Origin of the sequence: Geomicrobium halophilum, from assembly GCF_014207655.1 — a bacterium.
Taxonomy (GTDB): domain Bacteria; phylum Bacillota; class Bacilli; order Bacillales; family Marinococcaceae; genus Geomicrobium; species Geomicrobium halophilum.
The window spans coordinates 181,461-198,178 of the sequence record NZ_JACHHJ010000001.1 but is presented as its reverse complement, the minus strand read 5'-3'; the positions used below and the strand labels follow the sequence as shown (position 1 = coordinate 198,178).

Annotated in this window: 17 protein-coding genes and 1 riboswitch; of the genes, 6 read left to right on the top strand and 11 right to left on the bottom strand. The window is 42.1% G+C overall.

All coding sequences use genetic code 11. The annotated features are described in order from the left end of the window. Nucleotides 1-4 precede the first annotated feature (4 nt). The 11 genes from HNR44_RS00965 to HNR44_RS00915 form a co-directional block, all read right to left on the bottom strand. Complete coding sequence (locus tag HNR44_RS00965) at nt 5-286, bottom strand: EutN/CcmL family microcompartment protein (RefSeq protein ID WP_184402267.1); 282 nt, start codon at nt 284-286, stop codon at nt 5-7. Between the two features lie 14 nt (nt 287-300). Beyond that, a complete protein-coding gene (locus HNR44_RS00960; RefSeq protein WP_184402266.1) occupies nt 301-1,044 on the bottom strand; it encodes a hypothetical protein in 744 nt (247 codons plus the stop codon). A gap of 2 nt (nt 1,045-1,046) precedes the next feature. Further along, entirely contained in the window at nt 1,047-1,325 is a 279-nt protein-coding gene (locus HNR44_RS00955) for a BMC domain-containing protein (protein ID WP_484494489.1), read from the bottom strand. Between the two features lie 18 nt (nt 1,326-1,343). Next, nucleotides 1,344-1,796: a BMC domain-containing protein gene (locus tag HNR44_RS00950; protein WP_184402264.1), complete on the bottom strand. Its 453-nt coding sequence runs from the start codon at nt 1,794-1,796 to the stop codon at nt 1,344-1,346. 35 nt (nt 1,797-1,831) lie between these two features. Next, entirely contained in the window at nt 1,832-2,779 is a 948-nt protein-coding gene (locus HNR44_RS00945) for a hypothetical protein (protein WP_184402263.1), read from the bottom strand. 19 nt (nt 2,780-2,798) lie between these two features. After that, nucleotides 2,799-3,062 carry a BMC domain-containing protein gene (locus HNR44_RS00940; protein WP_184402262.1) on the bottom strand — a complete coding sequence of 88 codons (264 nt, stop codon included), beginning with the start codon at nt 3,060-3,062 and terminating at the stop codon, nt 2,799-2,801. A gap of 28 nt (nt 3,063-3,090) precedes the next feature. Continuing rightward, nucleotides 3,091-4,428 carry a UbiD family decarboxylase gene (locus HNR44_RS00935; RefSeq protein WP_184402261.1) on the bottom strand — a complete coding sequence of 446 codons (1,338 nt, stop codon included), beginning with the start codon at nt 4,426-4,428 and terminating at the stop codon, nt 3,091-3,093. Beyond that, complete coding sequence (locus HNR44_RS00930) at nt 4,397-4,984, bottom strand: UbiX family flavin prenyltransferase (RefSeq protein ID WP_184402260.1); 588 nt, start codon at nt 4,982-4,984, stop codon at nt 4,397-4,399. The genes HNR44_RS00935 and HNR44_RS00930 overlap by 32 nt, the downstream gene beginning before the upstream one ends. 10 nt (nt 4,985-4,994) lie before the next feature. After that, on the bottom strand, nt 4,995-5,585 hold the full coding sequence (locus HNR44_RS00925; protein ID WP_184402259.1) for a cysteine hydrolase family protein: 591 nt from the start codon (nt 5,583-5,585) through the stop codon (nt 4,995-4,997). Between the two features lie 30 nt (nt 5,586-5,615). Further along, nucleotides 5,616-7,088: a dihydroorotase gene (locus HNR44_RS00920; protein WP_184402258.1), complete on the bottom strand. Its 1,473-nt coding sequence runs from the start codon at nt 7,086-7,088 to the stop codon at nt 5,616-5,618. Nucleotides 7,089-7,303: 215 nt separating this feature from the next. Then, nucleotides 7,304-7,663 carry a Na-translocating system protein MpsC family protein gene (locus tag HNR44_RS00915; RefSeq protein ID WP_184402257.1) on the bottom strand — a complete coding sequence of 120 codons (360 nt, stop codon included), beginning with the start codon at nt 7,661-7,663 and terminating at the stop codon, nt 7,304-7,306. A 905-nt stretch (nt 7,664-8,568) separates the two neighbouring features. Between HNR44_RS00915 and HNR44_RS00910 the strand changes: the two genes are divergently transcribed. The 6 genes from HNR44_RS00910 to HNR44_RS00885 all read left to right on the top strand — a co-directional run bounded on the left by HNR44_RS00910 (nt 8,569) and on the right by HNR44_RS00885 (nt 16,662). Next, on the top strand, nt 8,569-10,071 hold the full coding sequence (locus HNR44_RS00910) for an NCS2 family permease (protein WP_184402256.1): 1,503 nt from the start codon (nt 8,569-8,571) through the stop codon (nt 10,069-10,071). A gap of 172 nt (nt 10,072-10,243) precedes the next feature. Further along, nucleotides 10,244-11,587 carry a 5'-deoxyadenosine deaminase gene (locus HNR44_RS00905; protein ID WP_184402255.1) on the top strand — a complete coding sequence of 448 codons (1,344 nt, stop codon included), beginning with the start codon at nt 10,244-10,246 and terminating at the stop codon, nt 11,585-11,587. Between the two features lie 485 nt (nt 11,588-12,072). Further along, nucleotides 12,073-12,172, top strand: a riboswitch (purine riboswitch). A gap of 162 nt (nt 12,173-12,334) precedes the next feature. Next, entirely contained in the window at nt 12,335-12,820 is a 486-nt protein-coding gene (locus HNR44_RS00900) for a (2Fe-2S)-binding protein (RefSeq protein WP_184402254.1), read from the top strand. Nucleotide 12,821: 1 nt separating this feature from the next. Continuing rightward, a complete protein-coding gene (locus HNR44_RS00895; protein ID WP_184402253.1) occupies nt 12,822-13,433 on the top strand; it encodes a nucleotidyltransferase family protein in 612 nt (203 codons plus the stop codon). Next, nucleotides 13,433-14,311: an FAD binding domain-containing protein gene (locus HNR44_RS00890; RefSeq protein WP_184402252.1), complete on the top strand. Its 879-nt coding sequence runs from the start codon at nt 13,433-13,435 to the stop codon at nt 14,309-14,311. The genes HNR44_RS00895 and HNR44_RS00890 overlap by 1 nt, the downstream gene beginning before the upstream one ends. Next, nucleotides 14,308-16,662, top strand: coding sequence for a xanthine dehydrogenase family protein molybdopterin-binding subunit (locus tag HNR44_RS00885; RefSeq protein ID WP_184402251.1), 2,355 nt, complete (start codon nt 14,308-14,310; stop codon nt 16,660-16,662). The genes HNR44_RS00890 and HNR44_RS00885 overlap by 4 nt, the downstream gene beginning before the upstream one ends. Nucleotides 16,663-16,718: the final 56 nt, after the last annotated feature.

The window sequence follows — 16,718 nt, the reverse complement described above, 5'->3', positions numbered from 1 at the left end:
TGCTTCACCCTTTCCTATAGTCGCATTCCAAAACATCTATAATACCAACAATAGCCGCATCAACAGGCGAATCCTTATTATGAACCGCTCTAGAAGCCATACTACCCTTAACGAAAATCACACTTTCTCCAACCCCTGCACCAACTGTATCGACAGTAATAATGGGTTGTGATTCAGTTGGCTTTTCATCAATACCAACAGGTTGTGTAACCAACATTTTTGTACCGACTAAATGTTCATCTTTCCTCGTTGCTGTAACCGTCCCGATTACAATACCGATTTCCATTATCCATCGTCCTCTCATTCCTCATGAATTTGAATATCGTAATTTCTTGCGAAGTCTCTAGCAAGAGGGGTAATGATCGTTTGGGAATCGATGTAAACTTCACTGTGGGATTGGTTTGCCATTTGTTTAACTTCTTCTGCTGTTATGATTCTTTTCTTACTTGCTAATCGAGAAATTAGGTGTTGATGAATTTCTCGTTCGCCTTCTAACAATTGGATGCCGTAACCACGGAGCTGGTCCAATTGCTTTTTCAATTCATGTTTCAATAACGGAGCCCCGTAATTCAATCCAGCATTTTGCCATACCGAATGATATGGGTTGGAGCCAATCCCCAAGGCGCTAACTGATTTATCTTTCATTAAAGCCCACAATAAAACTTGGATAAACGGGCGATTACTGTTGAACCGTAATAAATCGGAAACGAGTGAAAAAGATAAAACAGGTATAAAAAAAGATGAAAATCTAACTTCAACTTCCTCGAGCTCATCCTCTGAAACAAAGGCGTCAATACCTGTCATTGCAGCAATTTCTTCTCTTCTATATTCGTCTAAAATCGACTCTTCCATGCTTATATAAACCGTTGCTCCACTCGCTTTTAACGTTTTTAACGCAGCGAAACCTTGTTCCATCCCGACTTTGTGACGGGAAAGAAGAGCCAGAATCTCTGGGGGGTGAGATGGTTCCGACTCTTTTTTATTCTTGTTTAAAAGTGCCTGCAAAGTGTATGTGACCACCGCACTTTGCCGCTTGGGATTCATACTTATTCACCCTTAGAAAGAAGGGAACGCTCGATTTCGCTGTGTGGGCGTGGAATGACATGGACAGAAATAAGTTCTCCTACTCGTCCGGCAGCATTGGCACCGGCATCTGTCGCTGCCTTGACGGCGCCTACATCTCCTCGCACCATGACTGTTACTAATCCAAAACCAATTTTATCGTACCCACAAATTTCTACATTAGCTGCCTTTACCATAGCGTCAGCTGCTTCTATAGCCCCTACAAGTCCTTTTGTTTCCACTAATCCTAATGCTTCACCCATCATGATTACCTCCCTAGTTTAAGCCTTTTTTGTGTTTCCGTTTCCTTTATCTTCCTTATCTCGTTTCTGCCCTGCTTTAATGTTACTTGATTTTTCGCTACTTTCTTCACCTTGATTCTCTGTTTTTTTCACAGGCTTATCTTTAGTTTGTGTTGACCCCTTTGCTGATTCTTTACTTGTTCCTTCAAAAAATTTGTTTAATAATTTGTCCTTTACATTCGTATGTGTTCGCGGAATCACTTGTGTTGAAACTACTTTTCCAATGGTCTCCCCAGCTTCCTTTCCTGCTTCAACCGCTGAAGTAACGGCCGCGACATCTCCGCTTAAATGGATGGTCACACCGAGATAACCTTCGACTCCGATGACGTTTTCAACCCCAAGAATCTCGACATCTGCAGCTTTAACAGCTGCGTCAGCTGCAGATACGGCGGTCGTGTATCCTATCGTTTCAATCAATCCCAGCGCAGACAATGATATCCACCTCCCTCATAGTAAATCACGATTGATTACTCAATAAATTGGCCCCCGTTTTTTTTGATAACTTCTTCCACTTCTGACACGACATCACTATTACCCGCCACGAGTAGATAGCTGTTCTCAACATCAAAGTTAATGGTACCTTCTGGGATTGACTTCATCACATGATCTAACAAAGAAATGTTGCTATAATACGAAAGGCCTTCAATGATAGAAAGTCTCTCCACCGTTAAATGTATACCGAGTTGCTTCGACAACCAGGCACTTGGAAAGTCAGCGCTATATGTTTCGTGACTTTTCATCGCGCGACGATTGATTTGCTGAAACAAATTGTTAAGAATTTTTTTTAAAAACCCTGCATCTTGATGATACAGCTCAAGCAAAAACTCCCCTTCATTTCCTTTATCCCATTCAATGTAAAATTTGACCTCTGGATTTTCACAGAGAATGGAATGAAGAAACATTAATTGACTCGGTAAACTCTCCGGAGAATGGACGACACCTACAGCATCTTTTTGAGGGTTCCTTCTGAAAAATTTCCCTATTGTTTCGGATGGATTGGGGAAAAGCCAAGCTGAACCTCCACTTTTTGATTTGCCAATCATTTTAGCGGCACCCAAGTCTCTGTTTCCAGAAGCTATGGGTTCATTCCCCTGAACGAGGGACATCCTATGCAAATTCGAAAGTGTATCTTTGTCATAGTGTTTTGGGATTGCCGTTACATTCAGGTCCGGCTGTTTGGGTTGAAGCTTTGATTTTTCTCTTGTCGCTACATCGCCCGAAGACGACTTTTTATCTGGATGAATCGACAATCGTTTTTCCTTGTTTTGGTACTGATAATTCGGGCGGTTAATAGCTTCAATTGAAGACGTGCGATTTTCTAGTTGGGAAGATGCTATATTTTTTTCTTCGGAGGGAGCTTCCGTTTGACTCTGGTTGAGTATTTGCCCGACTATATCTTTCATAAATTCCGTCATTTATGTTTTGCCACCTCCTCTACAATAGCTTTTCTATTTCTATATGCGGTCGGGGGATGACATTACTAGAAATGAGTTCTCCACCAACACGGCCTGGAGAATCTTTCCCGATTTCTACCGCTGAATTAACATCGGCAACGTCCCCTTCTATAATGACGGTGATCAAACCTGAACCGACTCTTTTTAAATCCACACAGCGGATGTTAGCTGCTTTCGCCATCGAGTCCAGAGCTTCAGCAGCCGAGGTTAACCCTCTTGTTTCGATTAATCCGATTGCACTCATAGTTTCCCCCCTCTAAACAGGTGTACGTTTACAAATAATCGTTCAGATCAATATCTATCGGTATAGAAGCTCTTCTAAATGCTTCCTTTTGATCTAAGGGAACTGTGGCATCAATTCCCATTTTTGCCGTCACCCCTTTTAAATTGTGAGAGGCTTCAAGTGGTGAACCTTTGCCTCCGGGCATAATAAATATATCTACGTCAGCCTGGACTCTTGTAGCAATAGCCCATTCAACATCCTCAGGGTTAAGGAGGTTGACATCATCATCAACGACAACAACATGTTTCAAGTCTTTATCACTGGCAAAGGCAGCCATTGCTGCTTGCTTTCCGTCCCCCTCCGACATTTTATCGATTTGAATGACAGCATGAAGACGAGCAGCCGCAGCCATCGGAACATGCACCGCCTTTACATTTTCAACCACCTGCCGAACAGTGCTGAGCAGGGTCATTTCACGGACGATACACATCGGTAATTTCTCTTCCGCACTAGCAGGGAAAATGGTTTGTGACATCGCACCGTCCCTAAATGTAAGCGCCGATATTTCGACAATTGGTTGCGGCATATCGCCCCCATAATAACCACCGAGTTCCGCGAAAGTACCTTCTGCATCACGTTCGTGAGGTAGAATTTTCCCTTCGAGAACAACTTCGGCTTCCGCCAACACTTCAAGATCGACGGTTCGGCATTTGGCAACATCCAACGATTGCCCAAGCAACGCACTTGCGACATCAAGTTTGTCGGTATGGAACAAGGTTGTGCTAACCTGCGAAGCGAGAACAACAGCCGGCACAACACCAAACATCACCGCAACTTCCAACGGTTCCCCACGCTTTTCAAAGGCGGCATATTGACGTTGTAACTCCGGCGAAGTAATCGCGATATTCGTTTTATTTTCACCGATGAATCCCATACGACGAATCGATGTATATCTTTTTTGTCCCTCAGGATCTTTAACGACCAGTACACCTGAAACATAATACGGACCGCAATCTTCTGCGTGAAAGGTTGGAATCGGAAAGTAGTCATCCAATTGGGGCGGGTTAATCACAACATTGTCATGGATGGGGGCGGATGTGACGGTATTGGTTTTCCTCGGATGAACAATCGCCTCCATCAACGATGGAATCAGTTCAGGTGATGAAACGCCTATGCTGTCAGCCATTAACTCCCTGTCACCACCAAGCCCGGCCACCATTGAAGATTGGTACCCTTTTACTCTTTCAAACAGAAAAGGCTGCTCCCCATCTTTTGCTTTAATAACCGCACCAAGCTCAAATTTGGGATCAACTTCTCTTTTGATCCGATAGAGGAGATTCCGGTTTTCCCAGTTTTCAATTAGTTCTCTTATTGATACGGGATTCATTGCTCTTCTCCCCCCATCTTTCGATTAGCTCATGATCGATGTCGAGTCCATCCAATATACGGGCAACCATAAAATTAATTAATTCCCAAATTTCTTGCGGGCGGTGATAAAAGCCAGGAGAAGCCGGCATGATCGACACGTTTGCTTCAGCCAGCTTGGTCATATTTTGCAAATGAATCAAATGAAAGGGCGCTTCTCTTGGAACAACGATGAATTTTCGCTGTTCTTTCATCACAACACTAGCAGCACGACTTAACAATGTATCTCCAACACCGTTTGCAATCGCTCCTAATGTGTTCATCGAACAAGGAGCAATCACCATTCCATCTGTTTTAAACGAACCGCTGGCAATAGAGGCAAACAAGTTTTGATTATTATGGACGTGAGCAAATTGCTTCACATCTTTCATTTTCACCCCGCATTCGTATTGCATCACCTTTACTCCCATTTCGGTTGCAATGACATGCGTCTCAATTCCCAATTGATGCAGGGTGCGGATCAATGTATATCCGTATAATGATCCGCTTGCCCCTGTAATACCTACAATAATTCTCATTTTCGTGTACTTAAATCGTCTGTTGCTTCTGGGAGATTTTCTTTTTTGCACCTTGTTTATATTCTTCTGTATTCACTACTTGACCGAAAATTCCGATATCCACCAATCCTGCCTCGTGCATTTCATCCGTCTTTGAAGCTGTCGCATCCGATAGACAAATCACATTATAGGTGTGGTACAACGCATCCGAAGCAGTGCTTCTGACGCAAACATTCGTCCAGTTCCCGGTAAGGACGACCGTATCAATGCCTTCTTCGCGCAAGAAAAGGTCAAGATCAGTATATGCAAATGCACTATGCCGCCTTTTTTGAACGATATAATCCCCCTTGTCCTCTTCCGGTTGTAATTCAGGTATAAATTCTGCCCCCCATGTTCCTTTGATGGCATGAACAGGACGCACCTTAAAGTCGGCATCGTTTTTTCGGTGAGCTTCTTGAATAAATACAACTTGAATATCGTTTTCATGACTAAAGTCAATGACTTCTCTAATTTTCGGAACGATTTTTGCGTTATTTTCAACCCGTAGTGCCCCGTTTTCTGCAATAAAATCATTTAACATATCAATGACAATAACCGCATGTTTGTTTCCTTTTAATTCCATATTATTAATACCTCCATTTATGATCGTTTATTATACGAATTGTTTTTCTTTTTTTACATTCTCAACAGGTTTTCCTAGCGTGTTTTCCGTCTCATATTTCAACTCACGTTCAAGACGCTGAATGCCTTGACGTTCTATATATTGTCCGTAACCGGGTTCGCTGACAATACCACCGTTATCAGCATCGTAGATGGTTTTCCCGCGAACAATGGTTTGTACGGGAATACCTTTTAACTCCATCCCATGGAAGGGGGTATATTTCGCTTGTGTTAGCACATTGTCCTTATCAATCGTGTACTCACGGTCGAGATCAATAATTGTAAAATCGGCATCGCTTCCTAATTCAAGCGAACCTTTTTTCGGATAAATACCGAAATGGATAGCAGCGTTCCGACTTGTGACTTCTACAAACCGCGACAATGATAAACGTCCTTTGTTCAATCCTTCGCTTACAAGGATCGGCACCATTTGTTCCACTCCTGGCATGCCTGGAAAGCTGTTCCAAATCGTCGAGTCCGGAGCGTCCTTTTCGGTTTCAATGTTATACGGCGCATGGTCAGTGCCAACGAAGTCAACCGTCCCATCGGCAAGTCCTTGCCAAAAGGCCTCATTGTCTTCTTTACCACGTAATGGCGGGGCAATTTTTGCAAAGGTTCCCCATTTGTTCATGGCATCTTCAGCATTTAACACCAAATATTGTGGGCATGTTTCTGATGTTACCTTAACCCCACGCTTCTTCGCTTCACGAACGAGTTCGACGCCTTTTTTCGAGGTCATATGAACGACATGAACACGAGCATCCGTTTCTTCAGCAAAACTGAGAATCAATTCGATAGCCGTTTTTTCAGCAATGACCCCTCTCGCCTCGGACCAGGCAACTGGGTCTTTACGACCTTCTGATTCAAGTTTGTTTGAATAAAAAGTGCAAATGTCATAATTTTCAGCGTGAACCCCAATCGGTAAGCCAGTAGGGGAAATATGTTGGAATATTTCGAGCATTTCTCCATCGGATACTGGCGGGAACGTCGGGACAGAAGGTGTCATATAGACTTTAAAAGCTACAACCCCTTCATCCACTTGAGGTTGAATATTGTGAAGCGTCCCTTCGCGAACATCTTCACCTGTCATCCCACCCCAAAATGCATAGTCGATGATGGCTTTATCATTAATTGAATCTTTCTTTTCATGAAATTGTTCACGGCTCCGTACAGATGGTTTCGTTGAACACGGCATATCAATATGTGAAGTTAAACCACCTTTTGCTGCGGATCGTCCAGCGGCATCAAACGTATCACGGTGGGTAAATCCTGGCTCCATAAAATGGGTGTGGGGATCAATACACCCTGGTACTACCAGATTATTTTTCGCATCAATGACCCTATCGGCTTGCAAACCATTAATAGAGTTGGCAAAACCTACGATCGTTCCTTGATCGACCAAAATATTAGTCAATACTTTCCTATCCCCTTGAGGAATATTGGCATTTTTCAAGATTAAATCCATAAAAGACTTCCTTTCATTTAAAAATATTTATAATATAAAAAACCGCAGATGATAGATGGTATATAACATACCATTTACATCTACGGTTTCTTATTTCTCCGTCTAAACAAAGAACAAGCACCCGTGTTACATTTATTATGAGAAACTGCGACGAACAAATCATCTAAGCTCCCCATTTAATCACCTTGGCACCCTATTCACATGTCCTTAACATCTTAAAAGTTTTCCTCCTTAAAATGGATCACTGTACAAGCAAATTCAGATTCAGGGTCAAAATCCTTTAATACGGTGTGGACATCTTTACTCATTTGCTGTTGAATCTCCCATTTTAACCTTTTTTTAAATTCAGAAATAAGTGCGGCATCAGCTGCCATAGTGATCTCTCTATATTTATGATCGAGAGCTTTTAAGTCAGGGGCACGCTTATGTTCACTGAAAATTACCACCGTATTTTTAAGAATCTCTATTTTTTGTTTTTTTACCCCTACACCATACATCTCCTGATTGACTTTGTTATATAGCTGTGAAATATTTTTCTTCAGAGTAGTTTTCTTTGGATCAGAAGCAACCTCCATTTTCCCCCTCCTATTATTAAGAGTCATCTGGAGAAACAGTTTCAAGGCAATACTTTTGAGTTATATAAAAATTATGTCATTTCCTATGCCTTAATAATATACTTTCTTTTTATCATCGTCAATACTTTTTCTATATTCTCTAAATTGATAAACAACTTGAACTGTAATTTCACATATATCACTTTGGCCACATGAGCACTCTAGAGCCTAACTCAGCTCAACGCTTCACTGAGAATGAATCGCTAGTGTCACCATTCCTTTCACAGAAAAGGAACCGGGGAGGTCAAAAAGAGGTAACCTTGAACATCCTACTTGTAACCACGAAAGCATTCACTTCTCACAAAGGAAAAGCGGGCTTTTTTGTAGAGCGGAGCGCAAGTGGGCATCTTCGCAAGCGTTTCTTCACAATAAGAGATACGAATGCTATTTTTCCGGACAACCACTATTGGGATTTAATTCGTATAAGCGTTTGTCATGCAGCCTTCAATTTTTGTCTAGTATGTTTCTTTATCGGTTTGAATATGAGTTATTAAAACGAGCCCTAATAAATGTAATGCTAGAGAATTAGCCTAAAAAATTATCCAGTAAGCGAAACACAGGTGACGGATTGTTAACCAGTGTAGCTATTTATACAGTTTAGATTTGGCCCTGCTAGAAAGAGGCATGAATAAGTTGTTAGAACATATTGATTTCTCTGTTATATTACTTTATAATCTTTAACATCTGAAGATGAATACGATCGTTCGGTTCATTTTCAAACCAAATAAGAACGGTTACTTAGCCTCTGTTTACCGGAGGCTTCAGGAGCCGTAGATGAAGAAGTAAATCTTCTATCTACGGCTCCTCTTTTTTTTGAATGATTCTGCTTTTCTGTATTGCTTCAAAAATCATAAGGGGGTGCGGGTTTGAATCAAAAGGCTTTTCACTATCCATGGTTTAAGAAAGAAGATACGGACGCTTTTTTCGCTTTGTTCCAGAACAATCTTGCCAATTTTGTTATTATTACCATAACAATGCTTAGCATGGGGTTTCCGACAAGTATTGTCTTCGGACAGGTTATCCCCGGAGCCGCCGTAGCGGTATTAGCTGGTAACCTGTACTATGCCTACACAGCCAATCGTTTGGCAAAACGGGAACAAAGATTGGATGTAACAGCTTTATCCTATGGTATAAGCACTCCAGTCATGTTCATTTTCTTATTTGGAGTTTTACTTCCGGCCATTACGTTAACGGATGATCCGCAATTAGCCTGGAAAATTGGAGTTTCTGCTGCTTTTATCAGTGGATTGATTGAAGTGATCGTGAGCCTTATTGGCCGATGGATCCAAAGGAATTTACCGCGAGCAGCTATGCTCGGTGCTATCAGTGGAGTAGCACTAAGTTTTATTGCGGGTGAAATGCTATTTATGACGATGGAAATACCAGTGGCGGGCCTTTTGGCATTGGCTATTATTATTGTAGGTGTTATCGGTAAGGTAACCATGCCATTTAAAATCCCAGCTTCTTTATTTGCTATTATCATCGGTACCGCTTTGGCGTATACATTAGGACACGCCAGCCTTGATCAGATTACGGAAGGATTAGCATATGTGGGCTTTTACCCGTTCTTGCCTACGACAGCAGTTTTCGAAGGAATGACCTACCTGTTCGGAACCATGATTGCCCTACTCGCCGCTGTGCTTCCTATCACTATTTATAATGCAGTGGAAACGATGAATAATGTGGAAGCCATGGACGCAGCCGGTGATAAGTATGATGTACGAGAATGTCAGGCAGTTGACGGGGTAGGGACAATGATTGGGACTCTTTTCGGCGGACTGTTCCCCACCACCGTTTATCTTGCAACCATCGGTGCTAAGCACATGGGTGCAGGACGAGGTTACAGTATTTTAAATGCGATAGTGTATACGCTCACAGCCTTGTTTGGTTTAATCGCTGCCATTTCGTCCATTATTCCTGTAGCTGTTATAGCTCCTATCCTTGTCTATGTGGGTGTTTCAATGGTGGCCACGGCATTTGAGTCGAATGCTACAAAATACTACCCTGCTGTGGTGGTAGCCATGCTGCCGTATTTTTCAAATTATATAATGACACGGTTTAATGGTGATGCCGGTGAGGTTGTAGCGGATATTTCCGCAGGAATTGTCCCGTTGGGAGAAGGGGCCATGTTCACAGCCTTAATTTTTGGAGCTATTACCGTCTTTATTATTGATGGTGAATTTAAAAAAGCAACTGTATTTTCTGGTATTGGAGCTGTTTTCTCCTTTTTTGGATTCATGCACGCCCCGGAGCTATCGTTCAATGCGTCACCGGAGTTTGCATTGGGATATTTAATGATGGGTGTTTTCTTCTTTTATCAAGCACTCAAAGATGTAAAAATTGACAGAAATCAACATTTAGATCAATGAACAAGTTGCTTTCAACATACGTGAGGAGGGAGGGAAGCAAGACGAGGGAGAGATACGAAGCTATTTTTCCTGGGCTGTTTTGAATAACCTCTTAAAATAAAATCGTTTGCGATTCTAATATTCACTCATCTTGGATCTAAAATTTTCCACATTTAATACAGGAGGAATTCTCATGTCAAAACTACTTATTAAAAATGCTGAAATTGTGACCGTAAATCCGAAGAATGAGATCGTATACGGAGATTTATTGATTGAAAATGATCAGATTGCCAAAATTGATTCACATATAGATGACGTAGACATAGACAAAGTGATTGATGCTCGTTATCGAACGGTTGTTCCAGGTTTTATCCACACCCATATTCACTTGTGTCAGACACTGTTCCGAGGTCAAGGAGACGATTTAGAGCTGCTCGATTGGCTCCAAAAAAGAATCTGGCCACTGGAAGCATCCCATGATGAAGAATCTAGTTACTATTCAGCCATGTTAGGTATAGGAGAACTTTTTCAGAGTGGAACAACCACTGTCGTTGATATGGAAACGGTTCATCACTCTGACTCAGCTTTTCAAGCCATCGCTGAAAGCGGCATGAGGGCATTAAGCGGAAAAGTCATGATGGATTATGGTGATGAAGTTCCCTTATTGCTGCAAGAAGAAACAGAAACTTCTATTCAGGAAAGCGTAGATTTATTGGAGAAATGGCATAATCATGATAATGGAAGAATTCAATACGCCTTCTCCCCCCGATTTGTCGTGTCGTGCTCGGAAGACTTGCTGACTCAAGTTCGAGATCTTTCCTCAAATTATGATGTTCGCGTTCACTCTCATGCCGCAGAGAACAGAGGAGAAATTGAGATCGTTGAACAGAAAACTGGAATGAGAAATGTTGTCTATCTAGATCACATTGGATTAGCTAATGAGCGTTTAATTCTTGCCCATTGTGTTTGGTTGGATAATGAAGAAAAATCAATTATTAAAAACAGGGGAGTTAAAGTCAGCCATTGTCCTGGCTCTAACTTAAAATTAGCATCAGGGGTTGCCGAAGTGCCTGATATGTTGGATAAAGATTTGCTTGTTAGCTTGGGAGCAGACGGGGCCCCCTGTAATAATAATCTGGACATGTTTAATGAAATAAGGTTAGCAGCGACGATCCAAAAGCCGATACACGGACCGACAGCTATGGATGCCCAAAGAGTCCTTCGTATGGCAACCATAGAAGGAGCAAAGGCCGTAGGATTAGAAAATGAAATTGGGAGTTTGGAAGTTGGTAAAAAGGCAGATTTATCCATTCTAAATTTAAATGACTTCCATGTTTACCCTTCCTTCGGTGTGGATCCTGTTTCCCGTATCGTGTATTCTGCTACAAGAGGCGACGTGGAAACGACCATCATTAATGGACGGCCTGTTATGGAAGATCGAGTGATGAAAACCATTGACAAGGATATAATCTTGAAAGAATCCAATAAGTCGATTGATCGACTTTTAAAACGGATGCCTACTATACAGTATAGTTAGAAACCACATTTTGAAAGATACCATGATTCATAATATGAATTTTTTTATTACCGGGTAGTCAATGAATATGTTTGTATTGCCATAAAATCAATATTCATAGTAGCTTTAAAGCAAAGTTACGCATTGAAATTCTGAATTCTACCCTTGACAATAGCATGATCCTTTATTAGAATTTTTTAAAATTCTTCTTATATTGTTCATACCCTTTGAATTTAATAAGCTTATTCGAAGAGCTATGAGCTGATCCATCCATGAACATGGAGAGGGATTTGTTAAATAAGGTAAGTACTCCTTATTTCTACAGCCTAGTAGCAACCATATATTTTTGAAAATCAAAAGAGCATCTTACCTTTTACCCACATATACGAAGTGGTTCCGTATTTTTCTGTTTACGGATTAAATATGAACCGCAACTTTAGATCACCCTCGAGGTTGATTCTATCGTTGCGGTTTATTTTTTCTATAAAACCTTTAAATGCATGAATAGAACAACAACTTTACTCTTTCGTATAGCCTCAATAATCGGATTGAGGGTCTCTACAGGAAACCGTAAATTTCCTTGCTACGAAAAGGGCTTCCTTCTATTTTGGAAACCTTTTTGTAGCTTTTTTAATGCCTAGACCAATCATTATGCTACATCGCTTGGAGATGCCTTATGCCGATCTTCTTTCGATATTCTTTCATTGTTTAAAAAGGAATCCACATCTTTAACGATATGTAAAGATGCTAAAATTAGGAGGTTTACTAATGAAAAACATTCGATTTCATGTAAATGGCAAAGAAAGTAATGTTCAATGTCCACCAGCCAAAACACTCCTCGATGTATTACGGGAAGACCTGGAATTGATAGGTAGTAAGGAATGCTGTGGTAAGGGGGAATGTGGGTCGTGTTCGGTCATGATCGGTGATGAGGTGATTTGTTCTTGCCTCGTATTAGCCGGACAAATTGAAAATGAAACCATCATCACAGTTGAAGGAGTCGGACTTAGGGAAAACATGGACATTGTGCAAGAGGCATTTATAAACGAAGGTGCGACCCAATGCGGTTATTGTACACCCGGGATCATCGTAGCCGCTAAATCTTTTTTAAACAGTATTGAGCACGTACCAACAACTGATGAAGTGAAAACCGCTCTTGGCGGGAATCTGTGTCGCTGTACTGGTTACCAAAAAATCATCAAAGCCGTTCAGACGGCTGCAAAAATACAGAATCCCTTTTACGCGGTGAAATGAAATGATAAATGACCACAACTGCTCCGCTATTTTATTAGCCGCTGGCCGCTCTACACGCATGGGCACATTAAAAGCTTTCCTGCCGTGGGAAGGGAAAAGTCTGATCGAGTATCAAATCACTCAACTCAAGAATACTGGAGTCAAAGATCTCCTTATTGTAACAGGCTTCAAGCATAAAAAAATCGCAGAAATGATTCAATCCTATGACGTACAAATTGTCTGGAACCATCGATTTTACGAAGGGAAAAGTTCATCGATTAGAAAAGGCATCGAGGCCGCAAACGCTAAGGCAAAAGGAATATTAATTTGTGCTGTAGACCAACCGGTTTCACAGATTACCTTGAACTTGATCATCGATCACTTCAAAAAAACAAACGCACCTATTGTTGTTCCTGTGTATCAACAAAAACGCGGACACCCTGTGTTATTTCACAATAATTTTAGGCAAGAGTTACTAAATGTCAATGAAGAAACCAAAGGTTTACGCAGTATATTACAAAAATTCAGTCATCAAGTATCCCATTTGGAGGTAGATGATCCTAATATTCTGTTTAACCTTAACACCCCCAATGACTATTGGTCACAGTTCAAAAAGCCGAAAGGAGAATCCTGATGAAGGTATCGGAAATGGAAATGATTTCACCGACGTCCGTTCATGAATGTTTACATGCACTTACTGACCAACAAAAAAGCAGCCGGCTGATCGCCGGGGGAACAGATGCGGTCGTTCGCATGAAGGATAGAAATTGGATGCCTGATATTTGGATTAATATCAAAGGCCTGAAAGAACTTCGCTACATTCGTGAGGATGCCAGTGGCCTACACATTGGTCCCCTGACGACACACACCGATATTGTTAAGTCCGAACTTCTACAAAGTAAAGCGGATGTTTTAACGTTTGCCGCGAAAGAAGTCGGTGCCACTCAAATGCAAAATATGGGCACTTTAGGTGGCAATTTAGGGACCGCTTCCCCTGCCGGCGATACCATTCCTGCGCTTTACGTATTGGATGCCCACATTCAATTAAGTTCCCTTCACCAAATAAGATCAGTTCCTATTAAGGATTTTTTTATCGGCCCTGGCAAAACCGTAATAAAACCCGACGAAATGATCTCGGATATCGTGATCCGACCCCAAGAAAAAAATGAAATTGGCATATTCGAAAAATTAGGGCCGCGTAAAGCACAATCAATTTCCATCGTGAATTTTACTGCTTCGCTAAAAATAAAAGCGCAAACACGACAATGTATTGGCGGGAAATTGGCTTTCGGTTCAGTGGCGCCGACCATCATCCGTGCAAAAAAATGTGAGTCCATGCTCTTATTGGATCCTCTAGATGAGCACATGATCCAAAACATTGCAAAGGTTGCTTGGAAAGAAGTCGCCCCAATTTCTGACATTCGTGCTTCAGCAAACTACAGAAAAGATATGGCGAGCGCCCTGTTAGAAAGAGGGTTATATCGATTAATGAAAAGGTGGGAGAACAAATGAGCATTAAAGTTAACAATCCCATTGGTAAAAAGCATCGGCAAGAAACTTCTAGTGACCGGTTTCAATGGATTGGTAAACGAGTTCCTCGTATCGATGGTCCTGAAAAAGTAACCGGAGAGCTCCAATACATGACGGACCGAAGTTACCCTAACATGGTATGGGGAAAAGTGCTGAGAGCGAAATATCCTCATGCCCGAATTACAAACATCGACACAACCCAAGCGAAAGTATTACCCGGCGTTATTTGTGTATTAACTTATCGTGATATTCCAGGTTTTAACGGTTTTGGTATTGTTACACCCGATCAGCCTGTTCTTTGTGAAGACGTTGTCCGATGTACCGCGGATGCTGTTGCACTCGTTGCTGCGGAAACAAACGAAATTGCCGAAGAAGCCCTCAATCTCATCCAAGTTGATTATGAACCGTTGGAGGTTGTAGCAGATGCTGAATACGCCATGACCGAGCAAGCACCACAACTGCATCCGGACGGTAATATTCACAGTCACGTCAAAATCAACAATGGAGATGTGAACCAGGCTTTTGAGGAAGCTGATTATATTTTTGAAAACACGTATTACTCGCCGCGTCAAATGCACGCTTTCATAGAAACTGAAGGCGGCTGGGGAATGCTTGAGGAAGACGGTGTATTGACCATTCAATGCCCTGGGCAGTATGCCTACAGAGACCGTTTGCAGATTTCGCGTGCCCTTGGATTGAACCCGGAAAGCATCCATGTCATCTCCAGCCCTAACGGAGGCGCTTTTGGCGGCAAAGATGAAATCACTGTGCAAATCTATCTTGCATTATTAGCACTGCATAGCGGCGGCCGTCCCGTGAAAATTCATTTGAGCCGGGAAGAATCCGTTCAAGCCGGTATGAAAAGGCATCCTTTTAAAGTTCAAGTCAAAACCGCCGCAAAAAAAGACGGAACCATCATTGCCAATCAAGTAAGAGCGGTTGCAGATACAGGTGCTTATGCTTCTCTAGGTCCGGCCGTGATAGCATTGGCCGTCGAGCATGCGTGCGGACCATACAAAATTCCCCATGTTGATATTGAAGGGTTTTGTGTGTATACCAATAACGGCATTGCCGGTGCCTTTCGAGGCTTTGGTGTTAACCAGGTCTGTGTCGGCATTGAAACACATCTCGATATGACCGCCGAAAAGATCGGAATGGATCCCATTGAAATCAGAAAGATAAATGCCTACCGTCAAGGTGAAACCTCAAGTATCGGACACGTTGTCAAATCTAGCGTCGGTACTCACCAAACATTGGATAAGGCCCAAAACTGCGACTTGTGGGTCAACCGTGCATCCTATAAGAAACAACCGAGTGAACCGTGGAAAAAAAGAGGTGTGGCCGTTGCAACCTCCTTTCACGGTGTGGGAATGGGCATTGGAACACCTGATTACGGTGCGGCTTCCATCGAATTACTTCCTGATGGCCGCTTGAAAGTCGCAGTCGGATGTGAAGAAATCGGCACCGGTAATGGAACGGTGTACGCCCAAGTTTGTGCCGAGATGCTTCACTGCGACATGTCTGACATAACGGTTGTTCAGGGAGACACTTCTGAGACGCTAGACGGTGGTACGGTCACTGCTTCTAGGTCCATATACACCGGCTCAAAAGCTATCGCCACGGTAGCACCACAGATGATTCAACTGCTCGCAGAAACAGCAGCTGAAATACTTCATACGCCAGCAAAAAATATGGAAATCGAAAATAGTACAGTGATTGATAAAAAAGATCCTTCCAATTCTCTTACATTTATCGAAATTTACGATTATTTATCGAAAGCCAAAGCATCTACCAAAGTAAACGGACACTTCTATCTACCGAAAGAGAAAGAAGAAATCAAAGGTTCCGGTGGAGCCCCCCATCATATTTACGGGTACATGACACACGTCGTTATGGTGGAGGTAGATACATTAACCGGAGAAACAGATGTTTTGCGTGTTGTATCCATACCGGATTGCGGCAGAGTTATGAATTTACAAGGTCTTGAAGGACAAACAGAAGGTGGCGCCATTATGGGGATCGGATATACGTTGTACGAAGATGTCGCCATCGAAGAAGGGTACCATAAAACAAAAAATTTCGCCGATTATATTTTCCCAACCATAAGGGAAACACCAGAGATTGAAACCATCCCCGTCGAAGATCCTGAACCGACAAATCCATTTGGCGCCAAAGGAATTGGCGAAGTGGTCATGATCCCGATCATTCCAGCGATTATGTCCGCGATTTACGATGCAACCGGTGCAAGGGTCAGGCATTTACCTGCCACCCCGGAACGAATTTTTGAAGCAATGAAACCCATGAATAAGTCAGCTCCTATCTCATCGAGGTGATCATAATTGCTCAGCACCAAACTATTTGAGAAGTTGTCTGAGTCACTGAAGAAGCA

Coding starts and splice junctions, on each gene's coding strand:
- HNR44_RS00930 (WP_184402260.1), bottom strand. CDS start 4,984: ATGAGAATTATTGTAGGTATTACAGGGGCAAGCGGATCATTATACGGA.
- HNR44_RS00935 (WP_184402261.1), bottom strand. CDS start 4,428: ATGAATCCCGTATCAATAAGAGAACTAATTGAAAACTGGGAAAACCGG.
- HNR44_RS00890 (WP_184402252.1), top strand. CDS start 13,433: ATGAAGGTATCGGAAATGGAAATGATTTCACCGACGTCCGTTCATGAA.
- HNR44_RS00905 (WP_184402255.1), top strand. CDS start 10,244: ATGTCAAAACTACTTATTAAAAATGCTGAAATTGTGACCGTAAATCCG.
- HNR44_RS00965 (WP_184402267.1), bottom strand. CDS start 286: ATGGAAATCGGTATTGTAATCGGGACGGTTACAGCAACGAGGAAAGAT.
- HNR44_RS00945 (WP_184402263.1), bottom strand. CDS start 2,779: ATGACGGAATTTATGAAAGATATAGTCGGGCAAATACTCAACCAGAGT.
- HNR44_RS00960 (WP_184402266.1), bottom strand. CDS start 1,044: ATGAATCCCAAGCGGCAAAGTGCGGTGGTCACATACACTTTGCAGGCA.
- HNR44_RS00955 (WP_484494489.1), bottom strand. CDS start 1,325: ATGGGTGAAGCATTAGGATTAGTGGAAACAAAAGGACTTGTAGGGGCT.
- HNR44_RS00900 (WP_184402254.1), top strand. CDS start 12,335: ATGAAAAACATTCGATTTCATGTAAATGGCAAAGAAAGTAATGTTCAA.
- HNR44_RS00940 (WP_184402262.1), bottom strand. CDS start 3,062: ATGAGTGCAATCGGATTAATCGAAACAAGAGGGTTAACCTCGGCTGCT.
- HNR44_RS00915 (WP_184402257.1), bottom strand. CDS start 7,663: ATGGAGGTTGCTTCTGATCCAAAGAAAACTACTCTGAAGAAAAATATT.
- HNR44_RS00895 (WP_184402253.1), top strand. CDS start 12,822: ATGATAAATGACCACAACTGCTCCGCTATTTTATTAGCCGCTGGCCGC.
- HNR44_RS00885 (WP_184402251.1), top strand. CDS start 14,308: ATGAGCATTAAAGTTAACAATCCCATTGGTAAAAAGCATCGGCAAGAA.
- HNR44_RS00925 (WP_184402259.1), bottom strand. CDS start 5,585: ATGGAATTAAAAGGAAACAAACATGCGGTTATTGTCATTGATATGTTA.
- HNR44_RS00920 (WP_184402258.1), bottom strand. CDS start 7,088: ATGGATTTAATCTTGAAAAATGCCAATATTCCTCAAGGGGATAGGAAA.